Annotated in this window: 11 protein-coding genes; 6 read left to right on the top strand and 5 right to left on the bottom strand. The window is 71.5% G+C overall.

Features of this window, described 5'->3' with window-relative positions; translation table 11 throughout:
• The first annotated feature begins 150 nt into the window (after nucleotides 1-150).
• From rpsO to dapB, 4 genes are all read left to right on the top strand, one after another.
• Nucleotides 151-420, top strand: a complete 270-nt coding sequence (rpsO, locus tag ACGFIV_RS02995; RefSeq protein ID WP_358549860.1) for a 30S ribosomal protein S15 — start codon at nucleotides 151-153, stop codon at nucleotides 418-420.
• Nucleotides 421-832: 412 nt separating this feature from the next.
• Complete coding sequence (locus ACGFIV_RS02990; RefSeq protein ID WP_358549856.1) at nucleotides 833-3157, top strand: polyribonucleotide nucleotidyltransferase; 2325 nt, start codon at nucleotides 833-835, stop codon at nucleotides 3155-3157.
• Nucleotides 3154-4464 carry a M16 family metallopeptidase gene (locus ACGFIV_RS02985; RefSeq protein WP_392831410.1) on the top strand — a complete coding sequence of 437 codons (1311 nt, stop codon included), beginning with the start codon at nucleotides 3154-3156 and terminating at the stop codon, nucleotides 4462-4464. The genes ACGFIV_RS02990 and ACGFIV_RS02985 overlap by 4 nt, the downstream gene beginning before the upstream one ends.
• Nucleotides 4465-4536: 72 nt before the next feature.
• Nucleotides 4537-5274: a 4-hydroxy-tetrahydrodipicolinate reductase gene (gene dapB / locus ACGFIV_RS02980; protein WP_358549852.1), complete on the top strand. Its 738-nt coding sequence runs from the start codon at nucleotides 4537-4539 to the stop codon at nucleotides 5272-5274.
• Nucleotides 5275-5411: 137 nt separating this feature from the next.
• Here the strand turns inward: dapB and ACGFIV_RS02975 are convergent, their stop codons facing one another.
• The 4 genes from ACGFIV_RS02975 to ACGFIV_RS02960 form a co-directional block, all read right to left on the bottom strand.
• Nucleotides 5412-6281 (bottom strand): 1,4-dihydroxy-2-naphthoate polyprenyltransferase, encoded by an 870-nt coding sequence (locus ACGFIV_RS02975; protein WP_358549850.1) that lies wholly within the window; start codon nucleotides 6279-6281, stop codon nucleotides 5412-5414.
• Between the two features lie 149 nt (nucleotides 6282-6430).
• Entirely contained in the window at nucleotides 6431-7015 is a 585-nt protein-coding gene (locus ACGFIV_RS02970) for a GNAT family N-acetyltransferase (protein ID WP_358549848.1), read from the bottom strand.
• A 103-nt stretch (nucleotides 7016-7118) separates the two neighbouring features.
• On the bottom strand, nucleotides 7119-7655 hold the full coding sequence (locus tag ACGFIV_RS02965) for a CGNR zinc finger domain-containing protein (RefSeq protein ID WP_392831405.1): 537 nt from the start codon (nucleotides 7653-7655) through the stop codon (nucleotides 7119-7121).
• 70 nt (nucleotides 7656-7725) lie between these two features.
• The gene (locus ACGFIV_RS02960; RefSeq protein ID WP_392831402.1) at nucleotides 7726-9141 is read right to left on the bottom strand and encodes a PLP-dependent aminotransferase family protein; all 1416 of its coding nucleotides are present in this window, start codon (nucleotides 9139-9141) and stop codon (nucleotides 7726-7728) included.
• On the opposite strand from ACGFIV_RS02960, the gene ACGFIV_RS02955 reads away from it, so the two are divergent.
• Nucleotides 9140-10183, top strand: a complete 1044-nt coding sequence (locus ACGFIV_RS02955; RefSeq protein ID WP_392831400.1) for a DMT family transporter — start codon at nucleotides 9140-9142, stop codon at nucleotides 10181-10183. The genes ACGFIV_RS02960 and ACGFIV_RS02955 overlap by 2 nt on opposite strands.
• A gap of 38 nt (nucleotides 10184-10221) precedes the next feature.
• Here the strand turns inward: ACGFIV_RS02955 and ACGFIV_RS02950 are convergent, their stop codons facing one another.
• Entirely contained in the window at nucleotides 10222-10962 is a 741-nt protein-coding gene (locus tag ACGFIV_RS02950; RefSeq protein ID WP_358549840.1) for a GntR family transcriptional regulator, read from the bottom strand.
• Nucleotides 10963-11442: 480 nt separating this feature from the next.
• Here ACGFIV_RS02950 and dapA point away from each other — a divergent pair, with 480 nt between their 5' ends.
• Nucleotides 11443-12357 carry a 4-hydroxy-tetrahydrodipicolinate synthase gene (gene dapA, locus ACGFIV_RS02945; protein WP_358549838.1) on the top strand — a complete coding sequence of 305 codons (915 nt, stop codon included), beginning with the start codon at nucleotides 11443-11445 and terminating at the stop codon, nucleotides 12355-12357.
• Nucleotides 12358-12579: the final 222 nt, after the last annotated feature.

The raw sequence follows: 12579 nt of genomic DNA, 5'->3' as shown, positions 1-12579 counted from the left end.
CGGTGATGCCAGGGCGATGGTAGCCTGACGTGTCGGCTCGGTTTCGGCGCGCTGCGCGCTGCCCGTCGACCGGTTACGGCGACTGTAGGCATACACGGTCGTTCGTAAGCAATCATCTGACGTGTGCCCGTAGACAGTTGAAGGAGAGCCGTGTCGCTCGACACCGCCGCCAAGAAGACGATCATCAGCGAGTACGGAACCGGAGACGGTGACACCGGGTCCCCCGAGGTGCAGATCGCGCTGCTGAGCAAGCGCATCAGCGAGCTCACCGAGCACCTCAAGACCCACAAGCACGACCACCACAGCCGCCGTGGGCTGCTGCTGCTGGTCGGCCGTCGCCGCCGCCTGCTGAAGTACCTCGCCAGCAAGGACATCGCGCGCTACCGCACCCTGATCGAGCGGCTCGGTCTGCGCCGATAGTGTGGAGGGGAGCGGCATCGTGCCGCTCCCTCTCTCATATCAGGGCAAAGGCATCCCTGATATGGAGAAATCCGGTCGGCGCGTCGCGACGCGGCGCGAGGCCGCTTCTGAGCAAACTTGCCTCTAGCACGACAACTGAAGAGCCGAGAAAGTGCCCCGCGTCCGCACAGCACAAACGCGCGTTCCCGTGACGCCTGCGGGCCGGTCCTCGGTAGTGGCTTCCGGATGTCGACGGCGATCACGCCGTACAGCCCGGGTGCTTCGATCGAAGACCGGCGCTGCACATGACGGGGAGCCGGCATAACGGAGCCAGGCACGAGCGAGCCGACCGCGACGATACCGGTCGGCCGGCGCGTGCCTGAGCGAGTGCGAGCACAGCACGGACGCGGGCGACGACCCAAGGAGGTCCCCCGTGGAGGGTGTCCACAGCACGGAAGCCGTGATCGACAACGGCTCATTCGGAACGCGTACCATCCGGTTCGAGACCGGGCGGCTCGCGCGTCAGGCGGCGGGAAGCTCCGTCGTCTACCTGGACGACGACACGATGGTCTTGTCCGCCACCACCGCGTCCAAGCATCCCAAGGAGAGCCTGGACTTCTTCCCGCTCACCGTGGATGTCGAGGAGCGGATGTACGCCGCGGGCCGGATCCCCGGTTCGTTCTTCCGCCGTGAGGGCCGGCCGTCCGAGGACGCCATCCTCACCTGCCGCCTGATCGACCGCCCGCTGCGCCCGTCCTTCGTCAAGGGCCTGCGCAACGAGGTCCAGGTCGTGGCGACGATCATGGCGCTCAACCCCGACCACCTGTACGACGTCGTGGCCATCAACGCCGCGAGCCTGTCGACGCAGCTGGCCGGCCTGCCCTTCTCCGGCCCGATCGGCGGCGTCCGCGTCGCACTGATCAGCGGCCAGTGGGTGGCGTTCCCGACCCACTCGGAGCTGGAGGGCGCGACCTTCGACATGGTCGTGGCCGGCCGGGTCCTGGAGGACGGCGACGTCGCGATCATGATGGTCGAGGCCGAGTCCACCCGCGACACGCTCAAGCTCGTCGGCGAGGGCGCGGTCGCTCCCACCGAGGAGACCGTGGCCGAGGGCCTGGAGGCGGCGAAGCCGTTCATCAAGGTGCTCGTCGAGGCGCAGAACAAGATCGCTCAGGTCGCCGCCAAGGAGACCGCGCAGTTCCCCGTCTTCCTCGACTACCAGGAGGACGCCTACGAGGCCGTCGTGGGCGCGGTGCGCAGCGAGCTGGCCTCCGCGCTGACGATCGCCGGCAAGAAGGAGCGCGAGACCGAGCTCGACCGGGTGAAGGCACTCGCCCTGGAGAAGCTCGGCCCCGACTTCGAGGGTCGCGAGAAGGAGATCTCCGCGGCCTTCCGCTCGCTCACCAAGAAGCTCATGCGCGAGCGCGTGATCAACGAGGGCGTCCGCATCGACGGCCGGGGGACCAAGGACATCCGGCAGCTCAGCGCCGAGGTCCAGGTGGTCCCGAGGGTCCACGGGTCGGCCCTGTTCGAGCGTGGAGAGACCCAGATCCTGGGCATCACCACGCTGAACATGCTCCGCATGGAGCAGATGATCGACACGCTCAACCCCGAGCGCACCAAGCGCTACATGCACAACTACAACTTCCCGCCGTACTCCACCGGTGAGACCGGCCGCGTGGGCTCGCCCAAGCGCCGCGAGATCGGCCACGGCGCGCTCGCCGAGCGGGCGCTCGTGCCGGTGCTCCCGAGCCGCGAGGAGTTCCCGTACGCCATCCGCCAGGTGTCGGAGGCGCTCGGGTCCAACGGCTCGACCAGCATGGGCTCGGTCTGCGCCTCGACCATGGCGCTCCTCGACGCGGGTGTCCCGCTCAAGGAGATGGTCGCGGGCATCGCGATGGGTCTCATCGGCGAGGACGGCCAGTTCGTCACGCTGACCGACATCCTCGGTGCCGAGGACGCCATGGGCGACATGGACTTCAAGGTCGCCGGCACCCGTGACGTCATCACGGCGCTGCAGCTCGACACCAAGCTCGACGGCATCCCGGCGTCGGTCCTGGCGGGCGCGCTCAAGCAGGCCAAGGCGGCCCGTCTCGCGATCCTCGACGTGATGCAGGAGGCGATCGACTCCCCTGCGGAGATGAACCCGACCGCGCCGCGCATCATCACGATCAAGGTCCCGGTCGACAAGATCGGCGAGGTCATCGGCCCGAAGGGCAAGATGATCAACCAGATCCAGGACGACACCGGCGCCGAGATCACGATCGAGGACGACGGCACGATCTACATCGGCGCGACCGACGGCCCGTCGGCCGAGGCCGCGCGGACCACGATCAACTCGATCGCGAACCCGCACATGCCGGAGATCGGCGAGCGCTACCTGGGCACGGTCGTCAAGATCGCGGCCTTCGGCGCGTTCGTCAGCCTGCTGCCCGGCAAGGACGGCCTGCTGCACGTCTCCCAGATCCGCAAGCTGCACGGCGGCAAGCGCATCGAGAACGTCGAGGACGTCATGAACGTCGGCGACAAGATCCAGGTGGAGATCGCCGAGATCGACTCGCGCGGCAAGCTCTCCCTGGTCCCCGTCGAGGTCATCGAGAAGGAGGCCGCGGCCAAGGCCGAGGGCGGCTCCACCGAGGAGGTCCCGAGCCAGGCCGACTCCGAGCCGCGTGACGAGCGCGGCGACCGCGGCGAGCGGGGCGGCGACCGGCCGCGCCGGTCGCGCACCCGCGGCGGCCGGGACGACCGCAACTCGTGACGACCACCACTCTGCACCCCGGCAGGGACGGTGCCGGGGTCGTGCAGCGCACCGTCCTTCCCGGTGGTCTCCGGGTGGTGACCGAGACCATGCCGACCGTACGTTCCGTCGCGGTCGGCATGTGGGTCGGCATCGGGTCGCGTGACGAGGCCTCCGAGCACACGGGGGCCACCCACTTCCTCGAACACCTGCTGTTCAAGGGCACTCCCACCCGCGACGCCCTGGAGATCTCCGCGGCGATCGAGGGCATCGGCGGCGAGATCAACGCGTTCACCGCCAAGGAGTACACCTGCTACTACGCGCGGGTGCTCGACGAGGATCTGCCGCTGGCCATCGACGTGCTGGCCGACGTCGTGACCTCCTCCCTGATCACCGCCGAGGACGTCGAGTCCGAGCGCGGCGTGATCCTGGAGGAGATCGCCATGCACGACGACGACCCGTCGGACGTCGTGCACGAGCAGTTCTCGGCGGAGCTGTACGGCGACACCCCGATCGGGCGGCCCATCCTCGGGTCGGTCGAGTCGATCAACGAGCTGACGCGCGACCGCATCGCCGAGTACTACCAGAGCTACTACCAGCCCCCGCACACCGTCGTGTCGGTGTGCGGCAACGTCACCCACGAGCGGGTGGTGGAGCTGGTGGCCACGGCCTACCAGCGGGCGGGCGCGCTCGGCGGCACCGGCACTCCGGTCCCGCCGCGCCTGACCGGCGAGGGCGCCTCGCCGCGCTCCGGCGTGCGCGTGGTCGACCGGCCGACCGAGCAGGCCAACCTGGTCCTCGGCACGACCGCGTTCTCGCGTACGGACGACCGGCGCTTCGCCCTGGGCGTGCTCAACGCCGCCCTGGGCGGGGGCATGTCGTCCCGGCTCTTCCAGGAGATCCGGGAGAAGCGCGGCCTGGCCTACTCGGCGTACAGCTTCACGGCCCAGTACGCCGACACCGGCCAGTTCGGGATCTACGTGGGATGCCTTCCCGCCAAGGTCGACGAGGTGCTGAAGATCTGCCGCGAGGAGATCACCCGGGTCGTCGCCGAGAGCATCACCGAGGACGAGATCGGGCGCGGCAAGGGCCAGATGCGCGGCGGCCTCGTGCTCGGTCTGGAGGACACCGGCTCCCGCATGTCGCGCATCGGCAAGAGCGAGCTGGTGTACGACACGCTGATGCCGGTCGACGAGGTGCTGGCGCGCATCGACGCCGTCACCCCCGAGGAGGTCGACTCCGTGGCCAGGGAGATCCTTTCCCAGCCGATGACGCTGGCCGTCATCGGGCCGTACGGCGACAAGGACTTCAGCGCCTTCGTCGGCTGACGGCCGTGACGTCACCAGGCCCGGGTCCCCGCGAGGGGCCCGGGCCTGTTGTTCGCGCTACGCTTGGGCGTCGTGATCAGGGTTGGAGTTCTGGGCGCCCGCGGGCGCGTCGGTGTCGAAGTCTGCAAGGCCGTCCACGCGGCGGACGACATGGAACTGGTGGCGGCGGTCGACGCCGGCGATCCCATCGAGTCGCTGACCCCCGCCGAGGTGGTGGTCGACTTCACCCATCCCGACGTGGTCATGGACAACCTGAAGTGGTGCGTCGAGCACGGCGTCCACCCCGTGGTGGGCACCACCGGGTTCGACGCGAGCCGCCTCGCGACCGTGCGGAGCCTGCTCGCCGCGCACCCGGGCGTGAACGCTTTGATCGCCCCCAACTTCGGCATCGCCGCCGTACTGATGATGCACTTCGCCCAGCAGGCCGCGCGCTACTTCGAGTCCGTCGAGATCGTCGAGCTCCACCATCCGGGCAAGGCCGACGCCCCCTCGGGCACGGCCCGGCGTACGGCCGAGCTGGTGGCCGAGGCGCGGCGCAAGGCGGGCCTCGGCGCCATGCCGGACGCCACGACCTCCGAGCTCGACGGCGCCCGAGGGGCCGACGTCGACGGCGTGCGGGTCCACGGGGTGCGCCTGGCGGGCCTGATCGCCCACCAGGAGGTGCTGCTGGGCGGTGACGGCGAGATCCTCACGATCCGCCACGACACGATGAACCGCTCGTCGTTCACCCCCGGCGTGCTCCTCGGGGTCCGCCGCGTACGCGACCTCCCGGGCCTCACCGTCGGCCTGGAGAACCTTCTCGACCTCTGAGCCCTTCTCCGCGGGGCGGGATGGGCTCTGGAGGGCCCTTCCACGGCCGTGGAAGGGCCTTGGTGCGACGTCAAGCCTTACGGGCGGGCAGAGGCATTCAGGACGCAGGCCGATCCTTCAGGGCGCAGGCCGATCTTTCAGAGTGCCAGGCCGATCGTGAAGAGCAGGCCGAAAGCGAGCTGGAGACGACCGGTCTGCTGGAGTGTGGTGATCAGGGAGCGTCCGATCCCCCCGCCCTGCACGGCCCTGACCGGGCCGAGGGCGAGCGGCAGCGCGAGCACGGTCAGCAGGGTGAACGGCCGTACGAACGCCAGGGCCAGCGCGACGGCGAACGGCAGCAGCAGGCAGGTGCTGTAGAGCACGCGGGTGCGGGTGTCGCCGAGCACGACGGCGAGCGTGCGCTTGCCCGCCGGGCCGTCGGTCGTGATGTCGCGCAGGTTGTTCACGACGAGCAGCGCGCAGGCCAGCAGCCCGACCGGCACCGCCGCCGCCACGGCGGCCCAAGGGAGGCTTTCCAGCTGCACGTACGTCGTGCCGGCCACGGCCACCAGGCCGAAGAAGACGAACACCGAGATCTCGCCGAGCGCGCGGTAGCCGTACGGGCGGGAGCCTCCGGTGTAGAACCAGGCGGCGGCGATCGCCAGCGCGCCGACGATCAGCAGCCACCAGGCCCCGGTCACCACGACCAGCACGAGCCCCGCGACCGCCGCCGCGAGGAAGCACCCGAGCGCGGCCAGCAGCACCGACCGGGGAGCGGCCACCCGCGAGCCGACGAGCCGGAGCGGGCCCACGCGGTCCTCGTCGGTGCCGCGCACGCCGTCGCTGTAGTCGTTGGCGTAGTTGACGCCCACCTGGAGGATCAGCGCCACGAACAGGGCCAGGAGGGCTCGCCACCAGACCGCTCCGCCGTACGAGACGGCCACGCCCGTGCCCACGGCGACGGGGACCACCGCCGCGGGAAGGGTGCGGGGCCGTGCCCCCGCGAGCCACTGAGCGGGTGTCGCCAACGTCGCCCCTCTTCGGAAGATCGGGTCCTCGGCGGGAGCGCTCGCTCCACGGGCCCGGGGAAATTCGCGTATGCAGGCTATTTCATGGCACGCCCTGCCTTGTGACGGGGGCGTGCGCCGGGCTTCCTGCGGCCGGCCGGGGCGGGAGGTCAGCTGATGTCGGTCGTGAGGCGGATCATGCGGATCGGGCGGCCCATGTCGAGGATGCGCTCGGCCTCGTCGGGGCCCCACCCGGCGGAGGTCAGGAAGCCCACCATCGCCTCGTCGTCGGCGAAGACCCAGGTGACCACGGTGGAGAAGCCGTCGTCGCGGAGGTGGTCGACGGTCGCGTTGAGCAGGCGGCTGCCGTGGCCCCGGCGGACGTGCTCGGGGTCGACGAGCATCGTGAGCAGCTCGGCCGTGGTGGAGGGGTCGAGGTCGGGGTCCTCGGCGGGGGCGTGCGAGGCCATCCCGACCACCCGCTGGCCGCCCGGCTCGCCGTGCCCGCTCGCCAGGGAGCTCAGGGCGTCCTCGGTCTCGACGGCGACCAGGAGGCGGTGGCGCGGCGTCGGCGGGGTCGTGACGGCCTCCTCCCACTGGCGCTTCCACAGCTCCTCGGCCGACGGGCCGGTCATCTGCTCCAGAGGCCCCTCGGGCAGGAGATGGCGGTATCCGCTCTTCCAGGCCCGGATCTGGGTGGCCGTCACCGCTGGGACGTCCTCGCGTCGCGCGGCGCGTACCCCCACGTCTGCCATGTCGGCCGGCCCCCTTTCGTCTGCCCACACCGTATCGGGGTTCGCCCGCCCCGAGGACACGGAGCCCCTGCGGCGCCGAGCTGGAACTCCATGCGGTCGTCCCTCAGGAGGTGTGAGGCTCGTCCTGCTGGCGTCTGGCCCGGTAGGCGCGGGTCTTGGTGCGATTGCCGCAGATACGCATCGAACACCACGAACGCGAACGATTCTTGGACGAGTCGATGAACGCCCACCGGCAGCCGCCTTCCGCGCAGACCTTGAGGCGGGGCCAGTCGCCCCGGGCGTGCGCGTCGAGGACGGCCGCCGCCAGGAGCCCGAGGCCCCTCGTGGCGCCGGTGCTCAGGGGCTCGCACGCGGGCGCGCCGCCCGCGAGCGTGACCCGCATCGGCAGCGCCGCCAGCGCCGCGTCCAGGCCGCTCGTCATGGCTCCCGGGCCCTGGTCGTGGTGCAGCGCCGAACGGAGCCCCTCGCGCAGGCCGATGGCGAGCGCCCAGTCGTCGTCCACGGCCCGGTCGGTCTCGGAGATCAGCCCGCGTTCCCGCAGCCAGACGGCGAGCTCGGCGGGGGAGGCCAGATCGTCGGTGTCGCCTTCGACGTCGTAGGTGTTCACGAAGTCGCGGAGCAGCTCCGCCGGCCCGTCCATGTCACCACTGTAAGACAGTTGGGGGTTGTCTCCAGAATCGGCGTCCGGCGAGGTGGGGAGACCACAGGGCTCAGCTCCGGGCGGTGAGCCGCGTGTCCAGGGCCGCGCCGAGGCGGCGCACTCCCTCCGTCAGCTCGGCGACGTGGGCCGCCGCGATGTGCGTCACCCGGATGTGGGGCGAGGGGGGCTCCGCGGAGTGGTAGATCGTGCCGGGGCTCACCAGGACCCCCGCACGCTGGGCGCTCTCGACCAGGGCCGTCTCGTCCACCTCGCGCGGGAGCCGTACCCACAGGTGCATGCCGCCCTCGGGGACGAGCCGGACCTGCGCGGACGGAAGGTGGCGGGCGAGGGCGGCGGCCAGCGCCTCGCGCCGCACGATGAGCTCGGCCGTCACCGACGCGCGGTGCCGCCGCCAGGCGGGGGAGCCGAGGAACTCCAGCGCGGTCTCCTGCAGCGGACGGGCGACGAAGAACGACTCGACGACCTGCCCCGCCCGCAGCCGCCGCGCCGCCGGTCCGCGCGCGATCACCGCGGCCACCCGCATGCTCGGTGAGGTGACCTTGCTGAGCGAGTTGACGTGGACGACCGTGCCGTGGGTGTCCAGGGTGATCAGGGACGGCGGCACGGGCCCGGTGGTGAGGTAGCGCGCGTAGTCGTCCTCGATCACGAAGGCGCCCGCCGCGCGGGCGATGGCGAGGACCTGCTCGCGCCGCGCCGCCGAGAGCACGGCCCCGGTGGGGTTGTGCAGGGTCGGCTGGCAGAAGAACACCCGGGCGCCCGTGACGGCGAACGCCTCGGCCAGCAGCTCGGGCCGCACCCCCTCGCGGTCGACCGGCACGGCCACCGTGCGCAGCCCGGCCGCGCGGGCCGAGGAGAGCGCTCCTGGATAGGTCGGGGTCTCGACCAGCATCGGCTCGCCTGGGGCCGCCAGGGCGCGGAAGGCGTGGGTCAGCGCCGACTGGCCGCCGCTGACGATCAGGACGTCCGCCTGGGTGACCCCGCCCCCGACCTCGGTCGCGAACCAGCGCCGCAGCTCGGGCAGGCCGTTCAGCGGCGGGAGCGCCCAGGCGTCCGGACGGCGCACGGCGCGCGTGGCGGCGCTCGACAGGGCCTTGGACGGCCGCAGCCCGGGGTTGAGATAACCCCCGGTGAGCGGGATGACCCCCTCGGGCGGCGGCGTGAGCAGCCCGCTCACGGTCGCGTCGTCGACCCACCGGTCGCCGAGGGACACCGTCTGCCACGACAGGTCGGGGGCGTCGCCGGCGGTGGCGGCGGGCACGGAGGCGACGAAGGCGCCGCTCCCCGGCCGCGTGATCACCCTGCCCTCGGCGGCGAGCGCGGCGATGGCCCGCGACACCGTGACCGGGCTCACCCCGTGGCGCCGCGTCAGCTCGCGGCTGGACGGCAGCCGGTCGCCGGGTCTGAGCCTCGCGGCCTCCTCCCGCAGGAGGGCGGCGACGCGGACGATACTGCTATCGTCATTCATGAGACCAGACAATAGCGCTATCGTCCCCACGGCAGTAGCGGTCACCGCCACGGCCGGCGCGAGGACGGATCCCGGCACCGGGGCTCCAGGCGGCGGGACCGCCGGCACGAGGGCGGGTGCGGGCCCCGGGACCCCGGGCGGTGCGACCGCCGTGCTGAGGGGCGGGGGGCGGGCGGGCACTCCCTGGCGGGGCACGCTGCTGGCGGGGCTCGGGGTCGTGACCTTCTCCGGCACCTTCCCGGCCACCGCCTTCGCGATGCGCGGCTTCGATCCGTACCTGGTCGCGATCGGCAGGGCGGCGGTGGCCGCGCTCGTGGCGGGCGCGTGCCTGGTGACGGCCGGCGCTCCGCTGCTGCCGCCGCGCTCCCAGCTGAAGTCGTACGCGGTCATCGCGGGCACCGTGGTCTTCGGGTTCGCGCTGTTCAGCGGGCTCGCCCTGGACTCGGGGGCCGGCGTGTCGCACGCCGCCGTCGTCGTCGGGCTGCTTCCGGCCGCCACCGCCGTCTGCGCGGTCCTGCGGGCGGGCGAGCGGGCCCGGCCGCTGTTCTGGGTCGCGAGCGCGGGCGGCGCGGTCTCGGTCACGATCTTCACGCTCAGCAGGGGAGGCGGACGCCTCGCCGTGGCCGACCTGCTGATGGCGGCGGCCCTGGTCTGCGCCGCGGTGGGGTACACCGAGGGCGGGCGGCTCGCGCGGCACACGCCGGGGTGGCGGGTCATCTCGTACGCGCTGGTGATCGCCGCGCCCGTCGCCGTGCCGGTCACCGTGGTCCTCGCCATGACGACGCCGCTGCGCCCGACCGGCGAGGCGGTGACCGGGTTCGCCTACGTCGCGCTGGTGTCGGCCTTCCTGGGGTTCATCCCGTGGTACGCGGGCCTGGCCATGGGAGGCATCGCCCGCGCCGGTCAGACGCAACTGCTCCAGCCGCTTCTGACGCTGCTATGGGCCTGGCTGCTGCTGGCGGAGCGGGTGGAGGTCGCCACGGTGGCCGCGGCGCTCGCGGTGCTGGTGTGCGTGGCCGCCACCCAGCGCGCCCGTACGTGAGGGCCGCGCACGCGGGCGTTGCGGGGGCCCCGGGAGGGTCAGGCGCCGATCGGGACGGAGTAGACGAGGCGGAACCGGTCGCCGGGGACCACGATGTCGCTGGTCTCCACCGGACGGTCGCCCGACCAGTGGGTGCGCTCGACATGGAGGACGTGAACTCCGGTGGGCAGGTCGAGCAGGTCGCTCTCGGCCGGCTGGGGCACCCGGGTGTGCACGCTCTCGCGGATGTCGGTGATCTTGATGCCCACGGCGGACATGCGGGCCACGAGGCTCTTGCGGCCGTTGGTGCCCTCCTCGGGGAAGGACTGCGCCCTGCCGAGGTCGGCCGGCTCGTAGGAGGTGGCGAGCTGCATGGGCTTGCCCTCGGCGCGGAAGACGTAGCGCGTGCGGATGACGGGCTCGCCCTCCTCGACGCGCAGCCGCCGGGCGGTCTCGCGCCCCGCCTTGATCGCCTCGCTGCGCCAGTCCCAGGTGGCGCGGTGGCCGCCCGCCTGCATGTCGGCGGCGAACGGGGCGTCGTGGTCGATGTAGCGGCATCGCTGCAGGGGATAGAGCACGGACTTCTCGCGGACGTAGTGCCCGGAGCCGACCCTGCCGATGATCAGGCCTTCGGCGGCCAGGACGCGCAGCGCGTGCCTGGCGGCGGTCTCGCCGACTCTGAAGCGCTGGGTGAGCTGCGCTCGAGACGGAATGGGCGCGCCCGGCGGCAGGGTGCCGTCGACTATCTGCGCCCGCAACTCTTCGACCACACGGAGGTACACCGGGTCGTTACCAGTCATCCGTCCATCCCTCGGGGCGTTCGAGATCGTTTCCCTATCTTGCCGTAATCAAAGGACAGCGGGGAGTAATGATGGACACTTGGAGTCCCAACTTTACCAAACGCGATTCTGTGACCACATCCTGTGCCGAAGGGTGCGGAAGGGCTCGCGGATCCCGTGGGCCGCGGCCTTTCCACCTGCGGGAAAGCGCCGCCGGCGGCCGGGCGCGCCTCCTGCGGAACCGCCCTGTGGAACCCCGTCGGCTGGGTGCGCTCGAACGATCGGAAAATTCTCCTCAGAAGCGTGTAACGCCCCCGTAAGCGGCTCCGATTGCATGGATAGAGGTCGTCGATGTGTGTACCCCCGAGCACATATCGGCGGCCTCTATCCATATCCGGCTATCATCTGCGCTAGCGGTACATGCCCTAATTACGTCCCATCGGGCGGCGAACCGGGGTGGCGGGGTCCACCGTCTCCTCGGATCCGGGTACCGTTCGGTCTATGGCATCGCCAACAGGAACCTCCGACGCGCCCTTCGGTCGCATGCTGACCGCGATGGTCACGCCGTTCACGGCCGACGGTGCCGTCGATCTCGAAGGTGTCCAGCGCCTGGCCACCTACCTCGTGGACGAGCAACAGAACGACGGGCTCGTCGTGAGCGGCACGACGGGTGAGTCCCCCACCACCACCGACGCCGAGAAGGACATGATCCTCCGGGCCGTGGTGGAGGCCGTCGGCGACAGGGCCACCGTGGTGGCGGGAGCGGGCACCAACGACACCCGCCACTCGGCCGAGCTCGCCAGGGCCGCGGAGAACGCGGGCGCCCACGGGCTGCTGGTGGTGACGCCCTACTACAACAAACCTCCGCAGGAGGGCCTGTACCGCCACTTCACGGCGGTGGCCGACGCGACCGGGCTCCCCGTGATGCTGTACGACATCCCCGCGCGCACCGGCACGGCGATCGAGACCGAGACGCTGCGGCGCCTGGCCGCCCACCCGCGCATCGCGGCGGTGAAGGACGCCAAGGGCGACCTGTTCGCCGGCTCCCAGGTGATGGCCTCCACCGACCTGGCCTTCTACTCCGGGGACGACGCGGTCAACCTGCCCTGGCTCGCGGTCGGCGCGGCCGGGTTCGTGAGCGTGGTGAGCCACGTGGTCGGCGCCGAGCTCGCCACCATGATCCACATGTACACGTCGGGCCATGTCGAGGAGGCGCGCGCGGTCAACCAGCGCCTGCTCCCGGTGGTCACCGGCATCATGACCCGCTCCCAGGGTGCGATCATGGCCAAGGCGGCCCTCGCCCTGCTCGGCAGGTCCGTGGGCCCCGTGCGCCTTCCCCTGCTGGAGGCCACCCGCGAGCAGATCGCGGTCCTGAGAGAGGACCTGGTCGCGGGCGGCGTGAAGTTGTCCGACTGACGTGCCGCGCGCCGTGCGTAAGGCGCGCGAGAATTGTCTGGCTTGCCCGCCGTCCGTGCGACGTGAACGGCGGAGAACGATCCCAATGAGTCGCCGCGCGCGGAGCGTGGCGGGGAGGAACAGAGAGTTTGAGAGAGAGACACAGCGATCTCGGCCCGCGACGCGCCGCACGGTTCGGCGAGGGAGCCGTGTACGAGCGGCGGGCCGGCATACACGGGGGTA

The organism is Sphaerisporangium sp. NPDC049003, assembly GCF_043197795.1.
Lineage (GTDB): Bacteria > Actinomycetota > Actinomycetes > Streptosporangiales > Streptosporangiaceae > Sphaerisporangium.
This window is presented reverse-complemented; position numbering and strand designations above follow the sequence as displayed.

Bases quoted from the DNA above. Each gene is read 5' to 3' on its own strand.
- ACGFIV_RS02970 (WP_358549848.1), bottom strand. From the start codon at position 7,015: ATGGCAGACGTGGGGGTACGCGCCGCGCGACGCGAGGACGTCCCAGCG.
- ACGFIV_RS02965 (WP_392831405.1), bottom strand. From the start codon at position 7,655: ATGGACGGGCCGGCGGAGCTGCTCCGCGACTTCGTGAACACCTACGAC.
- ACGFIV_RS02955 (WP_392831400.1), top strand. From the start codon at position 9,140: ATGAGACCAGACAATAGCGCTATCGTCCCCACGGCAGTAGCGGTCACC.
- ACGFIV_RS02960 (WP_392831402.1), bottom strand. From the start codon at position 9,141: ATGAATGACGATAGCAGTATCGTCCGCGTCGCCGCCCTCCTGCGGGAG.
- ACGFIV_RS02950 (WP_358549840.1), bottom strand. From the start codon at position 10,962: ATGACTGGTAACGACCCGGTGTACCTCCGTGTGGTCGAAGAGTTGCGG.
- dapA (WP_358549838.1), top strand. From the start codon at position 11,443: ATGGCATCGCCAACAGGAACCTCCGACGCGCCCTTCGGTCGCATGCTG.